This is a genomic window from Micromonospora sp. CA-240977, assembly GCF_050942285.1.
GTDB lineage: Bacteria > Actinomycetota > Actinomycetes > Mycobacteriales > Micromonosporaceae > Micromonospora.
This window is the reverse complement of the sequence record NZ_CP192055.1, coordinates 3,000,992-3,025,688: the sequence shown is the minus strand read 5'-3', so window position 1 is coordinate 3,025,688 and position 24,697 is coordinate 3,000,992. Positions and strand designations below refer to the sequence as shown.

Below are 24,697 nucleotides of genomic sequence, written 5' to 3'. Positions count from 1 at the left end.
CGCGCGGGGAAGCGCCTCCGACGGTCATCGACGTGCTGGCGTCTCCGGCCATGACCGCACACAGTTCGGTGGCCGGGCCACCACCCCCTGACGACCGCGCGTTCGTCAGCCGAGAGCCAGGAGTGGTCGGCTCAGCTCGTCGAAATGTCCAGTGTGGTGAGGTGACCTTTGCCCATCGCGTGTACCAAAGATCGACCGTCGGGAAGTAGTCGGTCGATGCGGGCGGAAAGTCGCACGCGGGCGGCGATCTCCCCGGCCCGGTTCACCACCACGAGGTGGTTGCCGGCGCGGGCGAGAAGGGCACCTCCGGGGACGGGGACTACACCACAGGTGGCACCGTACGGGAGGTCCATCACCTCGGTGCGGGCACCGTGGTCGAGGTCGATGATGGTGACGCCGGTGTCTTCGGTCAACCACAGCGTTCGACCGGTGAGGATCGGTGGCAGCGCTGGCAGGTCACGATCGTGCCGCCACAGGACCTCCACCCCGCTGTCGGGGTGCAGGGCCATCACGGTGCGACCACCGCTGAGGAAGACGACGCTGCCATCTTCGCCGACGCTGAAGGCGATGCCCGAGTCGCGAAAGCGGACCGGCGCGGGCAGCGACCACTCATCCCTGGTAGCACCGGTCCGGGCGTCCAACAGCAGCAGGTTCGCCTGACTGGCGTTCGCGACGACTATCGAATCGGCCCCGAAGCCGCGCTCCGGTTCCCGGCGCACAGGCAACGGCCAGGCCAAGGGGCTGCCTGGCGCGAGCCCGGCCAACCTGCCCGGGAAGGGCCTACCATCCGCCAGATCCACCCGTATCGGCGAACGGTAACCGCGCCAACCGCCCAGGATGACGACTGACCCACTGACACTGACGTAGTGGTGCAGGCCCAGGTTCGGTGTCGACCACTTCCGCTGCCCGTCGTGCATGTCGAAGCAATGCAGGACACCAGCCTGACTCAGATAGAGACAGCGCTCCCCCGCGACGACGGTAGTGCCCCAGCAGTCCTCAACACCCTGCTCCCACAACGGCGTCCCGCTCTCGGGGTCCAGCCGAACCAGACGCGAGTGCCGCTCCGCCACGACAAGGGCACCGAACGCCGCCGCCAACGTCGCCTCACTCGAGCGCAGGTGCAGAAGCCGTGACCAGAGCACCGTCATCGAGTGATCCACCAGCTCAGTATCGCGCAGCACCGCGCCGACAGGGTGGACAGCTGGCGCTCGCCGCAGACTCCCACCCACCCGCAAGCCTCGGCATAGCCGGTCGCGCCACGGCGGCGAGCGGATCTCGGCTGACCCGCATGGGGCCGGGCTCAGGTACTTTCGGACCTGGTGTGCCTGCTGGAAGCGTCGTCAACGATCACGAAACCGCGAGGGACATGGCCAGCAACGGGATCGTCGTCCTCTCGGGCCCGCCGTGCTCGGGTAAGACCGCGGCCGGGAAGGTGCTGGCTGAGAAGCGGACCTCCTCGGGTCAGGGTCGGATCCACCTGGAGGTCGATACCCTGTTCGAGCTTCTGTTCCCCGGATCCGACCGAAATCGTGACGACCGCATGCGCGCGTACGACGCCGCGCACCTCCTCGCCCGAATGTTCGTCGATCGTGGAGAGATCGTGTTCCTCGAGTGCACCTACGCTCGCCGCGATCAGCGAACCAGCCTGCTGGAGACGTTTGCCCGCTTCCCCGCGCCACTCTGGGTCGTCGAGTTCTTCGTGGCCCCCGACGAGGCCGTGAACCGATTCCGGGAGCGCCGCCAGGCCACGGATCTCGACGACGCGCTCGTCCGCGAACGCGCCACGAAGTTCCCGTACTTCGACGAGGCCCTCCGCGTGGAATCGTCGTCGGGCACACCTGCGAAACACGCGCAGAGCATCATCACGTGGCTGCAACAGGGCCCTCGACCGGTGGACCAGGACGCGTGGGTCCGGGCTGGACGAGGCTGGAGCTGAGGGCCGTACTCGCAGGTGCGGTTGGGGTATGTGAGCTGCGGGTTATCGGGGAGACCGCCGGGCGGAGAGCCTGCCAGCGGGGACGCCGGGCATGGCGACACCAGTGACCTAACAGGCCGCGTCCAGGAACCCGGCCGGGCCCGCTGAGCCGTGCCGGCGCAGGTCGGCGGCGGCGTTCGGCAGCCAGCAGCGCCTCGCCGTCACCGGTGCGTGCCGGTGCGGCGGCCGGTCCGTGGTCCGTGGTTCGCGGGGCGGGTGGATGTCAAGGTCCTCCGATGCTCAACGGCTGTCGGATTTTGGCCGACTGTCGGGAATTGAACGATCTTGCCATCCTTTGCGGCGTCACCGTAACGTCACTTAAGGGCATCGATGTCCAGCCCCCGGTGGTCGATCCCCGACACGGAATCCCGCCCCCGCGCCGACTGGTGCCTCTCCCGGAAGGACAAGCATGGCAACGAAGCGTTCGCGTACCCATCGCACGACAATCGGAGTAGCGCTGGCGGTGGCGCTGTCCGCCCTACTGACCGCCCTCACGGCGAGCCCGGCGGCGGCGGCCCCCGTCATCGCCGACGGCTTTGAAAACCCCGCCATCACCAACGACTTCACGGAGTTTGCCGCAGGCCAGCAGTTCGGCGCGTGGACCGTCACCACCGGCACCGTCGGCCTGACCCGCGACTGGCAGGCTGCCGAAGGCAGCCAGTCACTCGACCTCAACGGGTTCAACGCGGGTGCTGTCGCTCGTACGCTGCCGACGAAGCTGCTCACCACCTATCGAGTGAGTTACGCCCTCGCCGGCAACCCCGACAACGGCCCCCTCATCGCGACGGGCAAGGTCACGGCCAACGGCCAGACCATCGACAGTTTCTCCTTCGACACCGCTGGCCACACGCCATCCGCCATGGGGTACGTGTACAGGACGTCATATTTCACCAACGTCCTGTCCGCCACCACCGTCCTGCAGTTCGCCAGCACCACGGTGGGCGCCTTCGGCCCGGTCATCGACGACGTACGGGTCGATAGTTGCCTGCTCGTCATCTGCCCCGCAGGCACGGCCGCGGCCGCCCGAGCAGCCTGACTACTGAGCAGCTCGCAACGCCGCGGCGACCTGGACGAGATCGTGACCGCGAAGGCCCATGTGCCCACCGACCTGGGTGCCCTGCGCCGACCTGCTGCGGCCTGGGGTTACCTGGCCCTAGACTCGCCGGCCATGGGACTCCTCACCTTCAGCCTCAACCTCACCCTGGACGGTTGCGTCGACCACCAGGAGGGGATCGCCGACGACGAGACGCGCGTCTTCTTCACCCGTCTCATGGACGAGAGCGGGGCAATGCTGTGGGGTCGCGTCACCTACGAGATGATGGAGGGCCACTGGCCGGCCGTCGCCCGCGGCGACCAGGAGGCGCCGCCGGCCATGCGCGAGTGGGCGGTCCACCTGGAGGCCAAACCCAAGTACGTGGTGTCGTCGACGCGCACGGACTTCCCGTGGGCCAACAGCCACCACATCTCCGGCGATCTTCGCGAGGGCGTGCAGAAGCTCAAGGACGCGACCCCGGCCGGCGTCCTCCTCGGAAGCGGCAAGCTCGCGACCGAGCTCGACCGGCTGGACCTGATCGACGAGTACAAGCTCCTCCTCCATCCCAGGATCGCCGGCCACGGCCCGACGCTGTACCAGGGCGGGCTGCCCAGCACGCGCCAACTCGAGCTGCTCTCGGCGGAGCCACTCCGCAACGGCGTGTTGGCCATGCACTACCGCCGCGCGCGCTGAATCACAGGAGTTGCGGTCCGAGCGGGCGAGCGCGAACCACCCCGGTCCACTTCGGTGCACGCCGCACCGATGCTCACGCCCCGCACGTCACCCGGTGCGCTCGATGACGCCGGCCATGCCGAGGCCGTTTGTCGAAACGGCGCCGCTACCCCAGAAGGACGAGGTGCCCGGGACGTTGGCCAGGGCGTCAAGGCTCGGGTCACTGCCCGCGACCTTCGGCCCGTACGCGACACTCCACCGGCCGCCGGTGTAGCGCAGCAACAGCGTGCCCGGGTACTCGATGTACGGCGGGATCGGATTCGTGCCGCTGATCCACACATTGCCGTTCGCGTCACCGGCAACGGCGTACGCCCGGCCGGCGGCTGCCGGTCCGGCCAACCGCTGCCACGTCCTGCCGTCCCAGTGCAGGATGACCGGCTTGGGGGCGGAGTCGTAGTCCTGGGTGCCGACCGCCCAGGCGTCGGTCGACGAGCGAGCCCACACACCGGTCAGCTGAGTGCTGGGAATCGATGGCAACGCCGCCACCCGCCACGTGCCAGCGACCCGCTGCACGATCGTCGGCTCAGGGTAGGGGGCGTCGGTGACGTACCTGTCTCCGGCAGCGAACACGCTGCCGTCCAGAGTGCTCGAGACCGCTCGCAGGACTCCGTTGTACTGCTCGGTCCCCGGCACCGCCACCCGGTTGAACTGACCGGTGTCGCCTTCGACGACGAGCGGCCCGGAGCCGTCGTGGCCGACAAGCACCGCCCGCCCGCCGCCGGTGGCCGCCACGTCCAGCAGCGCCGAGGGTCCCGCCGAGGTGCCCAACGGTGCGTGTCCCGTCCAGGTCTGGCCGTTGAAATGCCCGGCATACGACTGGCCGAGCTTCCCGATGCCCACCGTCCAGACATCCGCGGCGCTCGCCGCATCGGCCTTGTACAGCAGGAACGCCTCGTGCGGCAGTCGCCGTTCCGTCCACGCCTGCCCGTTCCACTGCAGCAGCGCGTATGGCTCGCCGATCGAGAATCCGGTGTAGGTCGACGCCTGATAGCCGACCGACCAGGCATTGTCCGGGCCGGTGGCGACCACGTCGGTCAACCGGCTGTCCCGGATCAGTGCAGGCACCGTCGCCCTCCACGCCGAAGTGGTGGCGGCCGCGACCGGCGTCGCCGGCAGGAACGATGCGCCTGCCGCCACCGTGGCGAGCGTCGCCGCCGACAGCCCGCGCCGTGCCAGTGAAACCATGATGGCCCCTCTTCCTCGGTTGGTAGGTGGCCTTCAGCGTCGCGCTCGTCGATGGCTCACGCGCACCCGATTCGTCTTCCGTAACGAAGGCGTAAGAACGTCGTTCGCGCACCGCCGAGCCCTCACCAGCACTGCGGCGGCGGCGCACCCGACCTCTGCTCAGCGGGCCGCTCCCACGCCCGCGGGCTCGGGTGCCAGGACTGCGCTGCCGCTGTCCGACCCGGTGACGATCGGACGCACGCGCTCCCCTGCGGTTCGCCCGACCACCCGCCTGAACCCGGTCGAACCGGTGAAGGTGAGGCGGCGTACCCGTGGGTCGGTGATCAGTGCCTCGACCACCGCCGAGGCCTCCGCCCGGTCGGCGGTGACCACGTTGACGACACCGGTGGGAGCCCCGGCCTCGGCCAGCACCTCGGCGAGGATCAGCCCGGAGGTGACCGGCGCCGCACTGGGCCGGATCAGCACCGTGTTGCCGACGGCCAGCGCCACGGCGATCGCCCGGGCGCAGAGGACCATCGAACCGTTCCACGGCACGAACGACACGACCACGCCGGCCGGCTGGCGGATCGCGGTGGCGACCCCGCGGTTCACGCTGGTGGCGAGGAGCCCCGCGACCGGTCGGGTCGCCATCGCGGCGCCCTGCCTCAGCTGGCCGGCGGCCAGGCGGATGTTGAACTCCGCCCACGCGCGGCTGCCCTCCGTCTCCTGACGCAGGATGCCGGCCAGCGCCTCCGTATGCCGCTCGAGCAGGTCCGCCGCGCCAACGAGCAGCGACCGGCGAGTCGCCGCCTCGGTCGCCGCCCAGCCGGGGAACGCGGCCTGAGCCGCGTCCACGGCCGCGCGGACGTCCGCCAGTCCGGCCACGGGGTCCGTCACGTACATCCCACCGGCGACCGGATACGGGTCGTCGGTGGTACGGCCGGAGGCTGCGGGCACCTCCCGGCCGCCGATGCGCCGTTCACCGAATCGCGATGATGTGGCTGTCACAGACATCCGGGCCGTCCTCTCAGTTGTGCGGGTGGAGCAGGTCGTCGAGGCCGATACGCGTGAGGAATTCGGTGCGGATCCGGTCGGCGACCACGCTCACGACCTCCGAGCCGTCGTCGGCGGGGTCGATGTGGACCCGGAACGGCCGCTTGCCGTGCGGCGTCTCCACGATCCGCACGACCGCTGCGGCCACCTCGGCGACGTCGGCGTCCGGCGGCGCGAGCTCCGCCAGCCGCTGCGAGACCTGCTCCATCAGGCCCGCGTACCGCTCCTCGTACGCGTTGACGGTCGCCTCGTCCGCCGGGCGGCCGCTGTTGGCGAAGTGGTTCGTGCCGTGGGTGAAGGAGCCCGGCACGACGATGCTGGTCTCGATGTTGAAGCGGGCCAACTCGCCGGCGTAGCTGATGGCCAACGCGTCCATGCCGGCCTTCGCCGCGAAGTACGGGCCCAGGTACGGCGGGGTGCCGCCCCGGGCGCTGCTGGAACCGATCCAGAGCACGAGGCCGTTGCCGCGGGCCCGCATGCTCGGCAGGGCGGCCCGGTTCACCCGCTGGGTGCCGAGCACGTTGATGTCGTAGACGTGGGCGATCTCCTCTGGGGTGAACGCCTCGGTCGGCCCGATGACCATGTGCCCGGCGTTGTGGACCAGGACGTCGAGCGCACCGTGCTCGGCGACGATCTGCGCCACGGCGGTGTCGGCTGACTCCTGCGACTGCACGTCGAGTTCGATGGTGCGCAGGTCGACGTTGTTGTCGCGGGAGAAGGCGACGGCCTCGGCGACCGCCGTCGCGTTGCGGCCGGTGGTGGCACGCATGCTGGCGTAGACGGTGTGGCCGGCGCGGGCGAGCGCCCGGGCGGTGAGCGCGCCGAAGCCGCTGGAGGCACCGGTGATCAGTACGACGGACATGAGGTGTGGTCCCTTCGATGGTTGATGCTGACCGTGGCCGGTCAGAAGACGATGACGCTGCGGCCGTGCGCGGTCCCCGACGCCATGCCCGCCAGGGTGGCCGGTGCCTGATCGAGCGAAATGCGGCTGATCTCGGGGAGGATCCCGTGCGCGGCGGAGAAGGCGAGGGTGTCGCGGAGGTCGTGCGGCGACCCGGACGGGTTGGCCATCACGTGCAGCCGGTTGAGGACCATCGGCTGGCTGGGCAGGCTCAGCGGGGTGTTGTCGTAGCCGCAGAGCACCAGCGTGCCGTCCGGTGCGAGCCCGCCGAACGCGGCCGTCGCGGCTGCGGTGGTGGGAGCGGCATTGAGGATCACGTTCGCCCCGCCGTCCCACTCCTTCAGCGCCGCGGCGGGGTCCTGCTCGCTGGACACGATGAACCGCTCCGCGCCGAGCGACAGCACCTGCTCCTCGGCGCGGCGGGAGTGACCGAGGACCGCGACGCGAGCGCCCATCGCGACGGCGTAGCGGATCGCCAGCGCTCCGATGCCGCCGGAGCCGATGACGGCCACCCGTGACTCCGGGCGGGTCCCGGCGTGCCGAAGGCCGTTGAACGCCGTGAGACCCGCGCACATCAGCGGTGCCGCCGCGACCGGGTCCAGTCCGGCCGGCAGCGGAGTCACAAAACCCGCCTTCAACACGGCGTACTCGGCGTACCCGCCGTCGACGACGATGCCGGTGATCCGCTTCGCCGGGCAGAGGATCTGGTCACCGCGTACGCAGTAGTCGCAGTGCCCGCACGAGTCGGCCAGGAACTGGGCCCCCACCGCCGTACCCACCGCCGGGAAGGTGACCCCCTCCCCGACCGCCTCGACGACACCGGTGATCTCGTGACCCGGCACCACCGGGAAACGAGCGAACGGATAATGGCCGCGGACCAGGTTCAGGTCGGTGAAACACACCCCACAGGCGGTCATCCGGACCAGAACCTCGCCGGGTCCGGGGGTGGGCACGTCACGTTGGACGAGCGACAACGGGGCGTCGACGCCAGTCGCGACAGCAGCATGCATCGTTTGTTGCTCCTTCTGAGTCGGTCGATCAGCCGCCCCCTCGGGCGGCCGACTTCGGGCAGGGGCGGCGCGCCGCGAGCGACGCGCTGCCGTGGTGCGACGGTGGCGGGCGGGATCGCGCCTGCCCGCCACCGCGCGCCGGTGTTCAGGCCGTCACTTGGCGAGGAAGGCGAGCAGCGCGTTGTTGACCTCGTCGGCGTGGGTCCAGAGCAGGCCGTGGGGCGCCCCGTCGATCTCGACGTAGTCGGCGCTGGGGAGCGCCTTGTGGAACGGGCGGCCGGTGGCGTCGATCGGCAGGATGCGGTCGCCGGTGCCGTGCAGGATCAGGGCCGGAACGTCGATCGTGCGGATGTCGTCCCGGAAGTCGGTGATCCAGGTCATCGGGGCGGCGGCGGCCGCGTACCAGCTGCCGCTGGCGGCGACGGCCCAGCTGTTCCGGACGGCCTCCTCGCTGATCCTGCTGCCCAGGTTCTCGTCGAGGTTGTAGAAGTCGGCGTAGAAGGCCGTGTAGTAGGCGTACCGGTCCTTGCGCACCTGCTCGACGATGCCCTCGAAGAACTCCCGCGGCGCGGCGCCGGTCGGGTTGTCGTCGGTCTTGAGCAGGAACGGCTCCAGCGAGGCGAGGAAGGCCACCTTCGCGACCCGCGCCGACCCGTAGCGGCCCAGGTAGCGGGCGACCTCGCCGGTGCCCATGGAGAAGCCGACAAGTACGGCGTTGGACAGGTCGAGCGTCTCCATGAGGACGTTCAGATCCGCGGCGAAGGTGTCGTAGTCGTACCCGAGGGCGGTCTGGCTGGACTGGCCGAAGCCACGGCGGTCGTAGGTGACGACCCGGTAGCCGGCCCGGAGCAGCTCGGCCGACTGCTTCTCCCACGAGTGCCCGCTGAGCGGAAACCCGTGGATCAGGACGACCGGCTGACCGGCGCCGTGATCCTCGTAGTACAGCTCGATCGCCGTGCTGTTCTCTTCGCCCACGGTGATGTACGGCATGCGTTTCCCTTTCCCTGAGTGGTCCCTCGCTGTCGAGGGCGCCGCAGGCGCCGGGCAGAGGTGCCGGCGGAGCGCCGTTGCTCCGCCGGCCGCGCTCGTCGTTCGGCGTGCTCTGCGGTGATCAAAGACTCGGGCACCGGCACCTGGGAGCGCATCTGTCACATGACTGAACGCGCTGCCATGAGTCGGCAGGGTGGTCGGCGGACCGGTGACGTACTCGACCGGCGCACCGACGCCGGGCGGCCCCGGAGGACGAATTGCGGCCCGAGCCGGCAGGGGTGCGACGGGTCTCGCGTTCCTGCTCGGGCAACGACCGATGGCTGCCCACCTCCTCGTCGGCGGCCTGCGCCCGGCGAAGGCCAGTCATCCCGCTCAGTCATCTGACCGGTCACTCGGCGAGCCGGCGGAGTCAGGCTGGGTCACGCAAGGTGTGGAGGTTTCGGCGCCCCCGCGCGACAGCGTTGCCGGAAGTAGTGGAACGGAGAACGACATGCTTCACCCTCGGACCGGCCGGGGCGTGTCCTGGGCGCGTAGGGACAACTGCCGCTCCACGGATTTCACGGCTTCCCGCACGGAATCCTCGATGCACGGCGAGACCGTCATCGCGGCATCGCCGGAACGGGTGTACGCACACCTGGTCGACGTCCCGCGGTGGCCCGACTGGGTTCCCGGGGTACAACGAGCGCACGCCCCGAACGGGATCCGGCTGGGCGCGGCGTTCGAGATCGAGATGTACGGGGTCCAGCTGGAGGCCGTGGTGTCCGAGTACGAGCGCAACACCCGATTCGGTTGGGTCGGCTCCTCGCCGGACATGAGCATCTACCAGGCGTGGGCCCTCGTCCCGTTCCCGCCGGGCACCCAGGTGATCGCGCGGAACGTCGAGCGCGAACTGACGACGGTGGTGGTGGGCGCCTCCCAGGTGGAGGAGTTCTTCTACGCCCACCAGGACACGCTGCTGCGACTGAAGCAGCTGGCGGAAGCCGGAGGGCCGGCGGCGTGAGGGCCGGCGGCGTGAGGGCCGGCGGCGTGAGCGCCGGCGCCGGGTTCACGACCGCAGATCGTCGGCACTACGGTTCGGGTGCCTCTTCGACCTCCCGGGCCGCGTCCTCGTCCAGCGCCGCGAGCGCGTCACGGAGCGCGGCCCGGGAGGTGATGCCCAGTTTGGGAAAGATCTGGTACAGGTGGGTGCCGACCGTCCGGTGCGAGAGGAAGAGCTTCTCGCCGATCTGCTTGTTCGTCAGACCAGAGGCCGCCAGCTCCGCGATCTCCCGCTCCTGAGGGGTCAGCACGGCGGGGCGGGGAGCGTTTCTCGGCTTCGCGAGGCCGGTGGCGCGCAACTCGTTGCTCGCCCGTTCGGCCCACGGTCGGGCGTCCAGCCGTTCGAACGTCGCCAGGGCCGTCCGGAGTTGGGCCCGGGACTTGGCCGTGGCTCTGGCGCGGCGCAACCGCTCCCCGTACGCCAGACGTACCCGGGCCAGGTCGAACGGCCAGCGCTCGATGTCGGGCAGCGCCAACGCCGCCTCGAAGAGCTCCTCGGCACGGTCGTCCGGGGCCGCGATGGCTGACGCCGCCGCGCTGAGCAGCGCGAGCCGCGGCGACAACGAGCCGACGTTCGACTCCCGGAGGCAGGCGGCGTGCGCCCTGGCCTCGCCGAACCGGTTGGTACGGACGGCCGCCTCCACCAGGTCCAGGCAACCCCACAGGGCGTGCGGCACGTACGGCGCGAGCGTGCCGGCGGGAGTGATCAGCGTCGCGTGCTGGTACGCGCTCTCGACGTCACCTCGCGCCAGGTCGTTCAGGCCCCGCACGTGGTAGGCGTAGAACTCCGCCGCCCGCGCGCCGCGGGGTACCGCGAAGCGCAGAATGCGATCGGTCAACGCGTCACTGGCCTCGGCGTCTCCCCGCGCGGCGGCGAGCAGCGCCTGGATGTACTGGAAGTACCAGCGGAAGAACCGGAACCCGTGCTCGTCGCACAGTCGGATGCCCTCGTCCGCCAGTTCCGCGGCCTCGCCCCATCGCCCGCTGTGGTAGTCGTTCATACAGAGGTGCAACAGCACGCCGAGGTGGCGGCGAGCCGGCGCGGCACCCTCCCGACCGAGGCGGACAACTCGCCAGTCGGCCTCTCGACAGCCCCACAGCCGGTCCAGGTAGATAGCGGCGATGCCGACGCGGACGATCTCCGTAGGGTCGACCTCGGCGTCCGTTCCGGCGACGAGCGCGTCGAGGCGGCCGGCCACCGCCTGCCCCATGCGTGCCGGGTCGCTGAAGGTCGCCGCCGCCACCGTGAGCAGCTCGGGCGCTTTGGGCGTCAACCGGTTGAGCGCAGCGAAGAACGGCTCCCAACTGGTGGGCTCACCAGTGAAGAAGCAGAGCAGCAGGAGCGTGTGCAGCACGTCGATCAGGGCCTCGTCCTCGGCGTCGTAGCCGTGGCCACCCGCCTCGATGGCGCCGACCAGCAGTCGGTGCGCGGTCCGGACGTCGCCGTCGCTGTTGAGCAACAGGTGCACGGCGGCGGCCGTGGCGTACAACGAGCCGGCCGGGCTGGCCCGACGAGCGTCGTGCAAGAGCTGCGAGGCGTTGGTGAGTTCGCCGCCGGCGTCGGCGCCGATGTAGGCGGCCTGCGCCAGCCGTCGACCGCGTTCGACGGGATCCGGTGTCAGGTCGGCGGAACGGGTCAACGACGCGACGGCGCCCACGGCGTCACCGCGGCGCAGGATCTGGTGCGCGGCCTGCTCCAGCAGCGCGGCGACCCGCTCGTCCGGCCCGACCGCCGCCTCGCCGAGGTGCCATGCCCTGCGCTCCGGCTGCTCGACTAGTGTCCGGGCCAGGGCGTTGTGCGCCCAGCGCAATTCAGCGCTGGTGGCCACCTCGACGACCGCCGACTCGATCAGAGGGTGCCGGAAGGCGAAGCGATGCGTGCTGCTGTGGACCTGGACCAGTTGGTCGCGCTCGGCCGGTTCGAGATCATCGAGGTCGTGGTCGCTCGCCGCATCGAGGAGCACGCAGAGTTCGCCCGTACCGTTCAGCGCGCCGAGCAGCAGCAGCCGGCGGCAGGCCTCGGGTAGCTGGGACACCCGCGTCGCGAAGAGTGCCTGCAGCCGTCGGGTCAACGGGAGGACGGCCGGCAGGGAGGCTGCGGCGAGACGTTGCGACCCGCTCAACGCGGCGGGCAGTTCCAGGAGGGCGAGCGGGTTGCCGCGAGCCTCCGAGAGCAACCGTCGCCGGACCGCCGGCGCGAGTTCGGGAAAACGCTGGTTGATCAATTCGCTGGCGGCGTCCGGCCGCAGCGGCTGCAGGTCGAGTTCGGGGATCCCGCCCTGCTCGAAGAAGCTCGCGGTGTGCGACCGGGTCGCGGCCAGGAAGCCCACGCTGGTGCCCACCAGCCGGCGCGCGACGAACCCGAGCACCGCCGACGTGGACCGGTCCAGCCACGGGAGGTCGTCGACGATGAGCAGCAGCGGCCGGGCCGTGGCCATGGAGCGAAGCAGGAGCAGCACCGCGTTGGACACCAGCAACCGACCCGGTGGCTGGCCGCTGCCGAACCCGAGCGCCACCTGGAGCGCCTCACGGTGCACGGTCGGGAGTTCGGCGAAGGCGTCGTAGAGCGGAAACAGCAACTGGTTCAGGCCGGAGTAGCTGATGTCCGCTTCGAACTCCACCCCGGCTGCCCGGAGCACCCGCATCCCCGTCTCCGTGGCCGACTCCGCGACCGCGTCGAGCAGCGCCGTCTTGCCCACCCCGGGCTCCCCGGACACCAGCATCGACCCGCCGTTGACCATGGCCTGGCGTAGGAACCTGCGGGCAGCCGCGAGTTCTTCGTCACGGCCGATCAACGACCACGTCGGCGCATCGGAACGATCCATGCCGGGCACCTCCTGGCCGCGCTCATAGGAAGATCGCCGGCGACGCCGGTACGGCCGCTGCGCAGGAGACGCGTCGACCGACTGGCGTCCCCGCCGGTGCTGGCTCCGGTCACGGGTCCCGGGTTCAAGCCATGGCTCGCCGGGTGCGGACGGCCGGCGCGGGGGTGTCGGCGGTCCCCAGACGGCCGAGCGGTGGGCGCGCCAACCGCTTCGTCGCGTTCACGACCACATCATCGAGTGCGTTCCTCCGCCTCAGCTGTTGCCGGTCGTCCTTTCCGGGGACGGCCCGTCGGGGTCTGGTGGCGCCAAGACAAGGAAAGCAGGCGGATACCGACGGCGCACCGACCAGGGAGGGCCCACCCTTCCTGGGACCGCCAGTGCCACCTTGTAAAATTGACGAGCGAATCCTATGAGAACGGGCTGAATGGTGCACGACCTTACTTTGGGCGCTTTCCTGCGCGCACGACGGGCCGCCGTGGAACCGACGAGCGGCGACTTGCGATCCGCGCCTTCGCGCCGTGTACGCGGGCTGCGGCGCGAGGAAGTGGCGCATCGGGTCGGCGTCAGCGTCGACTACTACGTCAAGCTCGAGCAGGGCCGTCGCGGCGCGCCGTCGGAGAACGTCCTGCACGCCCTCGCCGACGTGCTCTGCCTCGACGACGCGGCGCGGGAGCACATGTTCGACCTGGCCCGGCGCGACACGCGTCCGAAGCAGCCGCCGGAGACGACGCAACAGGTACGGGTCGGCATGCTACGTCTGATGGAATCGCTCGGCGGAGTCCCCGCCATCCTGCTGGGCCGGCGCACAGATGTTCTCGCGGCGAATCCGACCGCGCGTCTCCTGATACACGATTTCCATGCGATGCCGGCACAAGAGAGGAATGCGGTCCGCTGGGTCCTGCTTTCCGAAAAGGCCCGAACAATCCATCGTGACTGGGAGGCCACTGCGACCGGTCTCGTCGGCATGCTGCGCATGGACTACGGTCGCCACCCGCACGACCAGCGGACGGCGGAACTCGTCGATGAGCTCGGCGCGAAGAGCGAGGTCTTCACCAAGCTGTGGTCCAACCGGCACGTCGCCAAGAAGACGGTCGCCGACTCGAAGGTGATCGAGCATCCGATCGTCGGCCCGATCCGGCTGCACGTCGAGGCGGTGCGGACGACCGAGGACGACGATCAAACCCTCAGCGTCCTGATCCCCGCGTGTGATTCCGCCTCCCAGTCGGGCATGCGGCACCTGCAGAAGCTGGCTGACGGCCGCTCGAACGGCGTCGACAACCTCTGTCACGGTGGCCGTACCGGAGAACTCGAGCAGGACGGTGCGGGCACGCCCGCCTGACCGGCGGACGCGACGTACGGGCAGCCTCTCCGCCCGCACAATCATGGCGCTGAGCTCCGCTAGCCTCTGCACGTGATCTCCTACCGCGCTTGTGCCCCCGCAGACCTCGACCGCGTGACCCCGTGGATCGTGACCGAGCCCGTTGGGTGGATCCCCGCCGACCGTTACCTGGCCGAACTGGCCGAGGACATGTACCGGCCGGAGTGGACATGGATCGCCGAGCACGACGGCCAGGTCGTGGGACGGGCCTTGTGGTGGGGGCCGAAGGGCAGCCCGCATCCGGTCGCGCTCGACTGCCTCGACGTGGATCCTGCCGTGGGCGACCGTGCCGCCGTCGCGGTCGAGCTGATGAGGGCCGCGCTGGCCGGGTTCCCGGAGCCGGTGCAGTACAGGATCAAGGTCGCCGGTGGCTGGCGCGACGATCCGGCCACCTCAGCGGCGGTGGAGTGGCGGCGGGCGGCGGCGCACGCGGCGGGCCTCACCCGGGAGGTGGAGCGGCTGCAGTTCGAGTGGGCACCCGCCGACGGGGTGTCCCCCGCGGCCGGCAGGTTGCGGTTCGCCGAGGCCTCCGACGAGGAGTTCCTCGCGGTGTTCAGGAGAATCGCCGAGGGCAGCCTGGACGCCCAGACCCGTGCGAACCTGGCCGCCAGGGGCGTGGACGCGACCGCGCGCGATGAGATGGACTTTTATCTCAGGGCGCCGGGCAAGCGGGAGTGGTGGCGGATCGCCTACACGCGCGAGGAGGAGGTGGCGGGCATGGCGATTCCCTCCGCGACCTCGTACAACGTGAACGTCGGCTATCTCGGGGTGGTGCCGGAGTTCCGCGGGCGCGGCTACGTGGACGAGGTGCTCGCCGAGATCACCCGCCTTCACGCGACAAACGGGGAGTCGCTCATCACCGCCACCACCGACATGGGCAACGCGCCGATGGCTGCCGCTTTCCGTCGCGCCGGATACCGCAACACGGGGATCCGGATCAACCTTTCCAACGACGCCCAGCCCTAGACCGGGCAAGGCCGGCCCGGCCATCTGCTCGGCCGCACCGCGACGCCACCGGCGACTCGATCGGGCGTGCCGCGGACCGCGGTCGGTGCGGTGACGATGCTCCGCTGATGTCTCGACTGCCCATGCTGTATCTCGTCACCTTCCTTACGGACGGAGAGGAGATGCCCGCCGATGAGGCTCGCCGTCACGCGCCGGCCCCCACCCGCCCATCGGCGGCAGCCGGGCCTCGTCCTCGGTGAGGATGGCCTGGCGCAGGTCCCGCAGCCGCCGGCTCGGCTCCAGGCCGAGTTCACGGCGCAGCGACGAGCGCAGCCGGTCGAACGAGGCCAGCGCGTCGGCACCCCGACCGCTGCCGTAGAGCGCGACCATGAAGGCCGCCTGCAGGCGGTCGCGGCCGGGATGGGTCCGGGCCAGTGCGGTGAGTTCCGGTACGGCCCGTGCGTGCCGGCCCAGACTCAGCTCGACCTCCAGCCGTTCCTCGATCACCTGCAGCCGCGACTCCTCCAGGCTCATGGCCTCCGGCTCCAGCACGCCATCGGCGAGACCGGCGATGGCGGGTCCGCGCCACAGGCTCTCGGCCCGCAGGAAGAACCCGACGGCCTCCGCCGCGCGACCCGCGGCCAGCGCCCGCCGAGCCCGGTGGGCCTCGTCGTCGAACCGGGTCCGATCCAGCGCGCCGGGCTCCACCGTCAGCAGGTAACCGCCCGGCCGGCGTACCAGCGAGCGCTCGGGCAGGCCGCCGGCGATGAGCTGGCGGCGCAGGGCCGCGGCGCAGTTGCGGATCTGACTCGCCGCGGTGGCCGGCGGCCGCAGCGGCCACAGGCAGTCGACCAGTCTGTCGGCCGGGACCATCCGGCCGGCCCGCAGCAGCAGCGCGACCAGGATCCGCTGCTGCCGGCGTCCGCCGAGCGGCAGGGGCGTTCCTTCGACTGACGCTTCCAGCGGGCCGAGGATCCGGAACTCCATGCGATGACCTCCATGCCGACCGCACCCCGTGCACGGCCTGGTCATCAGGTTGCCCAGCACGGGTTGGCGTTTCCTTGGCAGCGCCGTACGCCGTGACAACCAAACGAGGCGTCCCCGACTTCGCGGAGCTGAGAACACCCATGAGGCACTGTGGAAATCACCAGACGGGGCCGACGGCTCGATCGACAACGTGTAGCGCCCGCCTCGGTCCGGAATCGGCCGACCGCCGCGGTGCGGAGACTGTGCGAGCAGTCTCCGTCGGCCCGCCATCACCGCCGCATCAGCCGAGCACCGGTCCCGGAGGGGAGGTCGGCTATCCGGCCGGGACGCCGACCGGACTGCCGTCGTGCCGCTCCAGCAGGGCCCGGACGATGTCCGCCTCGGGAGTGCCGAGCGCGTCCAGGATGCTCAGCGCCTCCTGCCAGGCCCGCCGGGAGTCGTCCAGGTGACCCAGGGTGATCAGCGCGCGGGCGCGTACCAGGGGCGCCCCGATCGCCTCCGCGCGATGTGCCGCCTCGCCGGCGAGCCGGGCCGCCTCCACGGGGTCGCCGTGCCTCCGGGCGACCTCGCCCAACGCCGCCAGCGCGTCGATCTCGATCACCGCGGCGCCGGACTGTCGGGCCAACGTGACAGCCCGCTCCAGGGAGGAGCTGGCCAACAGCGGCGTCCGCTCCGCGACGGACGCGGCGAGGCCGACCAGGGCCTCGGCCTCCGTCGCCAACGTGCGCGCCGACCTGGCCCACTCGGCGGCCCGGGTGTACCGGGCCGCCGCGCGGGTGGGGTCGCCGGTCAGCCGGAGCAGGCTCCCCTCGGCGATGTCGATCGACGCCTTGCAGTGCCAGTCGTCGGTACGGTCGGCGAGACGCCGCGCGGCGGCGAGCGCCGACCTCGCCGCCGGCACGTCGCCGCGTAGCGTGTGGATCTGGCCGATCCCAGCCAACGCGTTCGCCTCGATCGACGCCATGTCGACCTCGTGGGCCGTCCGCACCGCTGCGTGAAGATCGTCCAGGGCGGCCGGGTACTCACCCCGGTTGATTCGCAGGAGGCCGAGGTTGGTGAGGATGACCGCCTCGTTGGGTCGTCCGCCGTCCTCCCGGTGGATGACGATGGCGGCGGTGAGTCGCTCGACCGCCAGCCGCAGTCGACCCGCCATGGCGTAGATCGTCCCGAGGTTGCTCGACATCACCGCGATGCCGTAACGGTGGCGGATCCGCTCGTTGAGCCGCAACGCGTGCTCGAAGCAGGCCGCCGCCGTCGCCAGTTGCCCGAGGTCGCCGAAGACCGCGCCGAGCGAGCCGGCCGCGGCGGCCTGGCCCTGCGCGTGCCCGGCGCTGCGGAACAGGCGACCCGCCCGTCGTTGGTGCGCGATGGCGACCAACTGGTTGCCCGTGAGGTGGTACACGTTGCCCAGACTCATGTGTGCCGACGCCCGCAGGGCCGGGTAGGCGTCCCCACCCGACGCGTGCAGCGCCGCCTGCGCCACGAGCAGCCAGTTCAGTGAATTGCGGGTGACCCAGAAGTACGTTCGTAGCTGGTCGGCGAGCAGGGCGGCAGCGGCCCTCGACGTGCCGTCGGCGCCCGCCTTGATCAGTGCCACCATGTTCGACTCCTCGGCCTCGAGCCAGGCCAGTGCCGCGTCACGGTCCGGGAAGCCGGCGTCACCGGCCGCCAGGCCCGCCGGCAACTCCAGGCGGACCCGCCCCGGCGCCAACAGGTCACCGGCAGCCTGCGCGCGGACCAGGTACCACGCGAACAGGCGGGCGAGGACGGTCTGCGCCTCCGGCCGGCCGGCCTGCCGCGCACTGTGCTGGCCCGCGTAGCGCCCCAGCAGGTCGTGCAGCGCGACGCGATCGTCGTCGAACTCCAGCAGGTGCGCCGAGAAGAGTCGGGCCAGCGTCCGACGGGTCGCGTCCGGGGTTGTCTGCGCCAGGTGCGCGACCGCGTCGACCGGCAGCCTGAGCCCCGGAACGGTGCCGAGGAGGCGGAACATCCGCTGGGTCTCGCCGGGAAGCCGGGTGTAGGAGAGGTCGAACGCCGTCTGCACGGCGACGCTCGGGTCGTCGTCGATCGCCAGGGCGGCGATGCTCCGCTGCCGCAACTGCCGCACGTACGCCGACACCGCGAGGTCAGGCTCGTCGTGCAGCAGCGCCGCCGCGATCCGCAGGGCCAGCGGGAGCCGACCGCAGACCTGGGCGAGGTCCCGGATCGCGTCGCGTTCGGCGGCTCGCGGGTCGGCGCCGAGCAGGACGGTGAGCAGCTCGATCGCGTCCGGTTCCGGGAGCAGTCCGATGGTCAGGCGGTGGGCGTCCTGCTGGGCCACGAGCCCGGTCAGACGGTCCCGGCTGGTGACCACCACCAGGCTGTCCGCGGACCCGGGCAGCAACGGCCGCACCTGCTCGGCGTCGAGGGCGTTGTCCAGCACGATCAGCAGCCGGCGATCGGCGACGACGGTGCGGTAGAGCGCCGCTGCCTCCTCCGGATCGGCCGGAATGCGGGCCGCCGGCACGCCCAGACCCCGCAGCAGCGCGCCGAGCGCCTCCGCCGAGCGCATGGGCCGGCCGGCGGAGTAACCACGCAGGTTGAGGAAGAGCTGCCCATCCGGGAAGCGGTCCCGGACGCTGTGCGCCCACCGGATGGCGGTCGCGGTCTTTCCGACACCCGCCGTGCCGACGACCGCGGAGAGGATCAGGACCTGCGGCCCTGTCGCGTCGGCGAGCAGGCGGTCGAGCTGACGCGACTCGGCGCCGCGGCCGACGAAGTGCCCCGGCGGCCGCGGTAGCTGCGCCGGCCCGCCGGGAGACGTCGGCGCGGCGTCCGAGGGTGCGGTGGCGTGGGACAGCGTCCGGTAGGTCGCCTGGATCTGCTTACCGGGAGCGACACCGAGGTCGGTGGCGAGCCGATCGGTGAGGGTGGCGTAGGCCGCCATGGCATCGGTGCGACGACCGATCCCGCTCAACGCCAGCATCAGCAGCTCGACCGGGCGCTCGCGGGTCGGCGCCTCGCTGATCAGCTCGTGCAGCGGTGCCAACATCTCCCGGTGCTGGCCGGCCTCGAGGCGCGCGTCGAGCAGCTCTTCCCGCGCGGTCAGCCGTGCCTCGTCGAGATCCGGGAAGAGCCGCCCCCGCTGGGCGTCGTCGAAGACGTCGGCCAGGGCGGCGCCCCGCCACAGACCGAGCGCGGTGCTGAGCATCGCGATGCGCTGATCGGCGTCGGTGACGCCCCTGCTCTCGGCCACCAGGGCGGTGAATCGGTGCACGTCGACCCGCTCTGCCCGGATCTCCAGTGCGTAGCTGTTGGGTCGGGCGAGCAACGCGGGCTCCATCGACCGGCCCAGCTCCAGCGTGGACCGCAGGTGCGAGATCATGGCCTGCAGGCCCGCTCGTGCCTGGGCCGGAGGCCGATCTTCCCAGAGCAGGTCGATGAGTCGCTCCGCGGAGTGGAACTGGCCCGGTCGCATCGAGAGGATGGCGAGCAACCGTCGCTCCTGACGGCGTCGGATGGGCACGACCCGTCCGTCGAGGACAGCCTCGACGGGGCCAAGCAGGCGCAGCTCCACGGCCGCAGGCTAACAAGACACACCGACGTCGAACGACCGCCATACGTCTATGTCAGACGCACCCGGCGGCCAGCCCCCGACCCACGGTCCGGCCGCGGTGCCGCCGGGAGTCGTGGGGCGCCCCCCGGGGTCGACACGCAGCTGGCCGGATGATGGATCTCAGGGCCCTCCGCGCCGCCGGGGGGCCCTGACGTCCGTCTGCTGTTCAGTAAGCGACCCAGGGGGTGCAGGTCCAGGCACCGCCCATGAAGTTGTAGCAGGCCTGTTGCTCGTCAGAGGAGTCGAGATCCTCGAGCATGTTGGTCCACACCCCGCCGTTGGTGGAGGGGAACGACTTGCTGAGGCTGCCGGTGTACCACCAGCCGTAAGACGAATACACCCTGCGCTCGATGCGCACGGTGAACGTCCCACCGGCGTAGCGGAGGTACTGGTCGTTCTGCAGGCGTGCCCAGGCCGACCTGCAGCCGGGCGACTTCACCACGACGATGCCGAGTCCGCTGTCGTAGCCGCCGCCGGTCCAGCCGTACCGGGTGCCGCTGCACTGGCCATTGGGATTGACGTTGTAACAGCTGGAGCCCGAACATGCGGCCAGCGCCGGCGACGCGGGTACCGCCACGGTGACCACGCCGAGTCCCACGAACGCCACCAGGGCGATCAGCGCCCGCACCAGGCGATGCTGCCGAACCTTCGCTACCTTCATGCTGTCCTCCTCAGTCGTGCTGCATGTCGTCGGAGTGATCCTTCGGCGTCGCCGCACTGCGGCCGCATCGTCAGGTCATCCGCGCGGTGTCATGCCGCCGTCGGCGTGGGCGTCGCGGACCGCCGGGTGAGGAACGAGCGGACCGACCGGAGCTGCCGCGACTCGGTGAGGATCCGCTGGGGAGATGCCGAGCGAGCCTTGGGCGTGCCGTGACACCGGCGCGCTACGCCCACGATGACACCGTGATGCGCGGACGGTGAGCGCGGTTCCGACACTGCATCGACCCCAAGCCATCCTGGAGGAACCGCAGTGTCAGCATCGCCGTCCCGCCCCGCGCTGACGCGCGGGCTCAGTCCCGGCGCCGCCCGTCGCGGCGCCGCCGCCTCGCTCGCCGCCTCGATCGTCGCCAGCGGTCTCGTGGCGCTCCCCGCGCCGGCCGCCGCCGCGCCGGACCCGCCCCCGAAGGACGTGGCGTCTACCACGATACCGCCCGATCAGCGCGACTCCGCCCTCAAGCAGGGCTGGCGGACGTCGCAGGACCGGGCCTGGACCCTCTCCGGCGACATGACCGGCCTGCACGTGCTCGTGGCGTCGGCGGCCTCCGGGTACAGCTGGACGACCGCGGCCACACTGAGCGAGCCGGGGCTGGAGACCGACCAGTGGATCGGCAACGGCTGCCTCACCGAGTCGGGCCGGCGGCTGGTCGTCACGTACGCGCCGCGCGCCTACACCAACAAACCCGACCTGTTCGACCGCGGCGCCTTCGTGGCGGTCGTGGACCTCAAGGACCAGTCCGTCCGGAAGGTGGCCGCGCACGCGTCCCTCGCGTACTTCAGCCCCGGCTGCGGTACCGGTGAGAACGTCGTGCTGAGCACGTTCACCGGCGGCGACACCGGCTCGGGCAAGACCCGCCTGACGCAGCTCGACGCCGCGACCGGCATCGTGGCCGCGCCGATCCAGGTGGCGGGCCAGCTCACCTCGGCGCTACCGGTCAAGGACGAGATCATCGCCGCCGACAACGGCGCGCTGGTCAAGGTCGACGGCAAGGGTCGCCGGTCGGCCGTCGCGAGGACCACCGGGGTTCCGTTCCGGCTGGCGGCCAACGGCGACGCCGTCGTCTACATGGATGCCGACAGCAAGGCCGGCCGGGTCAGGCGGACCGTCGTGAAGTCCGGCGCGACGGCCACGCTGGCCGAGGGCGGCACGACCGACATGAACGTGGTCAAGGGCGCGGGCGGTCGGGTCGGCATCACCGGTACCCCCGGCAAGGTGCACAAGCTGCCCACGGGTGTCGCGAAGCTCGACGCGACAGTGCAGGCGGAGATGTCCAGCCAGGGTGACCTGCTGCTGGACGACATCAAGTGGACGACCGACCCGCGAGCCGCGCAGGCCGAGGACGGCCGCCGCGGACGGTCGCTCACCATGAAGGCCAAGGTGCCGGCGACCGGCCGCAGCGTGGACTTCGCGGTCGCGCCCACCACGCCGACGTCGGGCGACGCCGGCGCTCGGGCGAACCCGAAGACGCCGGGGCGGGCCCGGTCGGCACCGGCCGCCACGACGCTGGCGACACCGCTGCACGACCCTGTCGACACTGCTGCCTGGTGCGCGATCCCCCGCAACGACGTGCGGGTACAGGTGTACCAGCCGCGCGCCCGGGAGATCGAGTGGGTCGTCGACATGGCGGTGCAGGACACGCTGATCCTCAACCGGGGCAACAACTTCAACCAGTCCGGCCTGCCCGGCTACAACGTCGCGGACTGGTTCCCGATGCGGCCGCTCAACGGCGGCGGTCACGTGCCCGCACAGATCATGCTCGGCATCCTCGCCCAGGAGTCGAACCTGTGGCAGGCCTCGCCGCACGTCCTGCCCGGCGAGTTCGGCAACCCGCTCGTCGGCAACTACTACGGGCTGGACATCTACGACGCGGACACGAGCGACGACTGGACGATCCGCTGGGACAAGTCCGACTGCGGCTACGGCGTCGGGCAGGTCACCGACGGCATGCGCAAGCCCGGGTTCCAGAAGCCGAACGAGGTCCCGCTGCCATACAACCAGCAGCTGGCCATCACCGTGGACTTCGCCGCGAACATCTCCCAGTCGCTGCGGATCCTGCAGGACAAGTGGAACCAGGTCCACGCGTACAACATGAAGGCCAACGGCGGCGACCCGAAGTACATCGAGAGCTGGTTCTTCGCGGTGTGGGCCTACAACACCGGATTCTACGAGCCGCAGGGCAGCACGGACGGGCCGTGGGGCGTCGGCTGGGCGAACAACCCCGCCAACCCGAGGTATCCGGCGAACCGCAAGGCGTTCCTGGAGTTCACCTACGACGACGCGCGGCACCCGAGCCAGTGGCCGTACCCAGAGAAGATCATGGGTTGGGCCGGACACCCGCTCAACGCGATCGAGAAGCCGGACACCTACACCGACGGCTACCGGTACGCGTGGTGGAGCACGAACGACGGGCGGGAGCGGGTGAAGCCGCACCTCCAGACGTTCTGCGACACGTCCAACGACTGCTACTACGGCAACAACCTCCCGCCGACGGCGCCCGATGTGATCGACGAGCCGGCCGGCCCGTGCCACCACGTCAACGTCATTGACGAACGGGACCTCAAGTGCTGGTACAACCAATCCGCGGACTGGAAACCGGGCTGTCTGGACTGCGGTAACGAGGCCATCAGGTACGACCCCGGCTGGGCGTATCCGGCCGCCGGGGTGAGCTACTACCCGAAGTGCGGCACCGAGCTGCCGGCGAACGCGCTGGTGGTCGACGACGTGGTCAACGAGGTCGTCAGCCCCCGCCGTGACGAGGCGGGTTGGCTCTGCACCCGACGAACGAACAGCGGCACGTTCACGCACGGGTTCGCCGGCGAGACGCAGAACGGCACACTCCAGTACCCGGGCAAGATCGACCTGCACCAGGTCGGCGGCGGGTACGGCGCGCACTACTGGTTCACGCACACCCGCGAGCCGGGCAGCAACCTCTACGTCAGTGGGACGTGGACGCTGGACCGGACGGTGAACGGCTGGATGCGGGTCATGGTCCACATCCCCGATCACCTCGGTACCACGCAGCAGGCGGCGTACCAGATCACGACGAAGAACGGCGTGGTCAAGACCCGCATGGTCCAGCAGCGCGGGTACGCGAACCGCTGGGTGGCGCTCGGCGTGTTCGAGTTCAACAACGTCCCGAAGGTGGAGCTGACCAACATGGTGTCGAACCTGACACCGGAGGAGCTGGCGCAGCTGCGGGACGACGTGCCGGCCAGCGGACAGGGCGACCTGGCCCTGGGCCGGCCGCAGGAGAACGTGGCCTTCGACGCGGCGGCGTTCATCCCGCTGCCGGGCAAGCCGCAGCACCAGGTGGTGGCGCTCGGCGACTCGTTCTCGTCGGGCGAGGGCGCCTCGCCGGTGAACGGCTCGGACTACTACCGCGAGACGGACAACAACAGCAACAACGCCTTCCGCAACGGCTGCCACCGCTCGAAGAACGCGTGGTCGCGCAAGGCGGTGCTGCCCGGGTCGTCCACGCCGATCGGGACGCGGGCGGACATCACGAGCCAGCAGCACGACGTCAACATGGACTACCACCTGATCGCCTGCTCGGGTGCCGAGACGGAGAACATCCTGCCGCTGCGTACCGTCAGCAACGAGCCCCGCAACGCCGACAACGAACGGGGCAAGGGCCAGTACCTGGAGGTGTCCCAGCTCGACAAGGGCTACCTGGACGAGAACACCACGCTCGTCACGGTCTCGATCGGCGGCAACGACGCGAAGTTCGGCCCGGTGGTCAAGGAGTGCCTCATCATGGCCGGCCCGCTGGACTGCTTCAAGGCGAATCTGTCGGGCGAGACGGACACCGTGGACGTGTCGACAAGGCGCCGCATCGCCGACACGATTCCTCGGTCGAACACGAAGGTGCTGGAGGAGATCCGCAAGAAGGCGCCGAACGCCAAGATCATGCTCATGGGGTACCCGAAGCTCGTCGAGACCGGCGGTGACCCGCTCTGCCCACTCAAGCTCCTCCTCAGCGACGAGGAGCGGGTGTGGCTGTCCGAGATGAGCATGCTGCTGCGTGACGAGCAGCTCGACGTCGTCCGCGACTTCAACACCGCGCACGGCGCGACGATCGCGTACTACTCCGACCCGATGGACGAGTTCGCGGGCAAGTCGGTCTGCGGCTCGCCGGCGGGCATCCACGGGATCGTGACGGACAAGTCGCCGGGTGACACCCCGGACGGCCCGACGTCGACGCAGTCCTTCCACCCCAACAGTCCGACCGGTGTCAGCCTCTATGCCCAGTCGATGAATTTCACCGTCACGCAGATGTACCAGTGACGATCCGGGAGCCCGGGCGGCCGTCGGCTGCTCGGGCTCCCGGCCACGCTCGTGCTCCTCACCGCCGGT

General features: G+C 70.6%; 17 protein-coding genes. 7 read left to right on the top strand and 10 right to left on the bottom strand.

What is annotated here, in order from left to right; translation table 11 throughout:
* Positions 1-131: 131 nt before the first annotated feature.
* Positions 132-1,097 (bottom strand): PQQ-binding-like beta-propeller repeat protein, encoded by a 966-nt coding sequence (locus tag ACQPWW_RS13920; RefSeq protein WP_433132719.1) that lies wholly within the window; start codon positions 1,095-1,097, stop codon positions 132-134.
* Between the two features lie 269 nt (positions 1,098-1,366).
* Here ACQPWW_RS13920 and ACQPWW_RS13915 point away from each other — a divergent pair, with 269 nt between their 5' ends.
* From ACQPWW_RS13915 to ACQPWW_RS13905, 3 genes are all read left to right on the top strand, one after another.
* The gene (locus ACQPWW_RS13915; RefSeq protein ID WP_433132717.1) at positions 1,367-1,936 is read left to right on the top strand and encodes an AAA family ATPase; all 570 of its coding nucleotides are present in this window, start codon (positions 1,367-1,369) and stop codon (positions 1,934-1,936) included.
* A 502-nt stretch (positions 1,937-2,438) separates the two neighbouring features.
* Positions 2,439-3,011 (top strand): DUF642 domain-containing protein, encoded by a 573-nt coding sequence (locus tag ACQPWW_RS13910; RefSeq protein WP_433132715.1) that lies wholly within the window; start codon positions 2,439-2,441, stop codon positions 3,009-3,011.
* A 132-nt stretch (positions 3,012-3,143) separates the two neighbouring features.
* Positions 3,144-3,701 carry a dihydrofolate reductase family protein gene (locus ACQPWW_RS13905; RefSeq protein WP_433132713.1) on the top strand — a complete coding sequence of 186 codons (558 nt, stop codon included), beginning with the start codon at positions 3,144-3,146 and terminating at the stop codon, positions 3,699-3,701.
* An 87-nt stretch (positions 3,702-3,788) separates the two neighbouring features.
* Here ACQPWW_RS13905 and ACQPWW_RS13900 read toward each other — a convergent pair whose 3' ends face one another.
* The 5 genes from ACQPWW_RS13900 to ACQPWW_RS13880 form a co-directional block, all read right to left on the bottom strand.
* On the bottom strand, positions 3,789-4,925 hold the full coding sequence (locus ACQPWW_RS13900) for a hypothetical protein (protein WP_433132711.1): 1,137 nt from the start codon (positions 4,923-4,925) through the stop codon (positions 3,789-3,791).
* 159 nt (positions 4,926-5,084) lie between these two features.
* The gene (locus ACQPWW_RS13895; RefSeq protein WP_433132709.1) at positions 5,085-5,918 is read right to left on the bottom strand and encodes an aldehyde dehydrogenase family protein; all 834 of its coding nucleotides are present in this window, start codon (positions 5,916-5,918) and stop codon (positions 5,085-5,087) included.
* Between the two features lie 13 nt (positions 5,919-5,931).
* On the bottom strand, positions 5,932-6,819 hold the full coding sequence (locus ACQPWW_RS13890; protein WP_433132707.1) for an SDR family NAD(P)-dependent oxidoreductase: 888 nt from the start codon (positions 6,817-6,819) through the stop codon (positions 5,932-5,934).
* 41 nt (positions 6,820-6,860) lie between these two features.
* Positions 6,861-7,868, bottom strand: coding sequence for an alcohol dehydrogenase catalytic domain-containing protein (locus ACQPWW_RS13885; RefSeq protein ID WP_433132705.1), 1,008 nt, complete (start codon positions 7,866-7,868; stop codon positions 6,861-6,863).
* 153 nt (positions 7,869-8,021) lie between these two features.
* Positions 8,022-8,858 (bottom strand): alpha/beta fold hydrolase, encoded by an 837-nt coding sequence (locus ACQPWW_RS13880; RefSeq protein ID WP_433132703.1) that lies wholly within the window; start codon positions 8,856-8,858, stop codon positions 8,022-8,024.
* 583 nt (positions 8,859-9,441) lie between these two features.
* Here ACQPWW_RS13880 and ACQPWW_RS13875 point away from each other — a divergent pair.
* Positions 9,442-9,858 (top strand): SRPBCC family protein, encoded by a 417-nt coding sequence (locus tag ACQPWW_RS13875; protein ID WP_433132701.1) that lies wholly within the window; start codon positions 9,442-9,444, stop codon positions 9,856-9,858.
* A gap of 67 nt (positions 9,859-9,925) precedes the next feature.
* Here the strand turns inward: ACQPWW_RS13875 and ACQPWW_RS13870 are convergent, their stop codons facing one another.
* Positions 9,926-12,721 (bottom strand): helix-turn-helix transcriptional regulator, encoded by a 2,796-nt coding sequence (locus tag ACQPWW_RS13870; RefSeq protein ID WP_433132699.1) that lies wholly within the window; start codon positions 12,719-12,721, stop codon positions 9,926-9,928.
* 424 nt (positions 12,722-13,145) lie between these two features.
* Here ACQPWW_RS13870 and ACQPWW_RS13865 point away from each other — a divergent pair, with 424 nt between their 5' ends.
* Together ACQPWW_RS13865 and ACQPWW_RS13860 are read left to right on the top strand one after the other, a co-directional pair.
* Positions 13,146-14,060 (top strand): helix-turn-helix transcriptional regulator, encoded by a 915-nt coding sequence (locus ACQPWW_RS13865; protein WP_433132698.1) that lies wholly within the window; start codon positions 13,146-13,148, stop codon positions 14,058-14,060.
* Between the two features lie 129 nt (positions 14,061-14,189).
* On the top strand, positions 14,190-15,065 hold the full coding sequence (locus ACQPWW_RS13860; RefSeq protein WP_433132696.1) for a GNAT family N-acetyltransferase: 876 nt from the start codon (positions 14,190-14,192) through the stop codon (positions 15,063-15,065).
* 144 nt (positions 15,066-15,209) lie between these two features.
* On the opposite strand, the gene ACQPWW_RS13855 is transcribed toward ACQPWW_RS13860, so the two are convergent.
* The 3 genes from ACQPWW_RS13855 to ACQPWW_RS13845 form a co-directional block, all read right to left on the bottom strand.
* A complete protein-coding gene (locus ACQPWW_RS13855; protein ID WP_433132694.1) occupies positions 15,210-16,031 on the bottom strand; it encodes an AfsR/SARP family transcriptional regulator in 822 nt (273 codons plus the stop codon).
* A gap of 313 nt (positions 16,032-16,344) precedes the next feature.
* A complete protein-coding gene (locus tag ACQPWW_RS13850; protein WP_433132692.1) occupies positions 16,345-19,587 on the bottom strand; it encodes a BTAD domain-containing putative transcriptional regulator in 3,243 nt (1,080 codons plus the stop codon).
* A 205-nt stretch (positions 19,588-19,792) separates the two neighbouring features.
* On the bottom strand, positions 19,793-20,287 hold the full coding sequence (locus ACQPWW_RS13845; RefSeq protein ID WP_433132690.1) for a hypothetical protein: 495 nt from the start codon (positions 20,285-20,287) through the stop codon (positions 19,793-19,795).
* A gap of 309 nt (positions 20,288-20,596) precedes the next feature.
* Here ACQPWW_RS13845 and ACQPWW_RS13840 point away from each other — a divergent pair, with 309 nt between their 5' ends.
* Positions 20,597-24,628 (top strand): hypothetical protein, encoded by a 4,032-nt coding sequence (locus ACQPWW_RS13840; protein WP_433132688.1) that lies wholly within the window; start codon positions 20,597-20,599, stop codon positions 24,626-24,628.
* Positions 24,629-24,697 lie beyond the last annotated feature (69 nt).

Bases quoted from the DNA above. Each gene is read 5' to 3' on its own strand.
- ACQPWW_RS13885 (WP_433132705.1), bottom strand. From the start codon at position 7,868: ATGCATGCTGCTGTCGCGACTGGCGTCGACGCCCCGTTGTCGCTCGTC.
- ACQPWW_RS13855 (WP_433132694.1), bottom strand. From the start codon at position 16,031: ATGGAGTTCCGGATCCTCGGCCCGCTGGAAGCGTCAGTCGAAGGAACG.
- ACQPWW_RS13905 (WP_433132713.1), top strand. From the start codon at position 3,144: ATGGGACTCCTCACCTTCAGCCTCAACCTCACCCTGGACGGTTGCGTC.
- ACQPWW_RS13890 (WP_433132707.1), bottom strand. From the start codon at position 6,819: ATGTCCGTCGTACTGATCACCGGTGCCTCCAGCGGCTTCGGCGCGCTC.
- ACQPWW_RS13900 (WP_433132711.1), bottom strand. From the start codon at position 4,925: ATGGTTTCACTGGCACGGCGCGGGCTGTCGGCGGCGACGCTCGCCACG.
- ACQPWW_RS13895 (WP_433132709.1), bottom strand. From the start codon at position 5,918: ATGTCTGTGACAGCCACATCATCGCGATTCGGTGAACGGCGCATCGGC.
- ACQPWW_RS13845 (WP_433132690.1), bottom strand. From the start codon at position 20,287: ATGAAGGTAGCGAAGGTTCGGCAGCATCGCCTGGTGCGGGCGCTGATC.
- ACQPWW_RS13875 (WP_433132701.1), top strand. From the start codon at position 9,442: ATGCACGGCGAGACCGTCATCGCGGCATCGCCGGAACGGGTGTACGCA.
- ACQPWW_RS13865 (WP_433132698.1), top strand. From the start codon at position 13,146: ATGGTGCACGACCTTACTTTGGGCGCTTTCCTGCGCGCACGACGGGCC.
- ACQPWW_RS13915 (WP_433132717.1), top strand. From the start codon at position 1,367: ATGGCCAGCAACGGGATCGTCGTCCTCTCGGGCCCGCCGTGCTCGGGT.
- ACQPWW_RS13880 (WP_433132703.1), bottom strand. From the start codon at position 8,858: ATGCCGTACATCACCGTGGGCGAAGAGAACAGCACGGCGATCGAGCTG.
- ACQPWW_RS13870 (WP_433132699.1), bottom strand. From the start codon at position 12,721: ATGGATCGTTCCGATGCGCCGACGTGGTCGTTGATCGGCCGTGACGAA.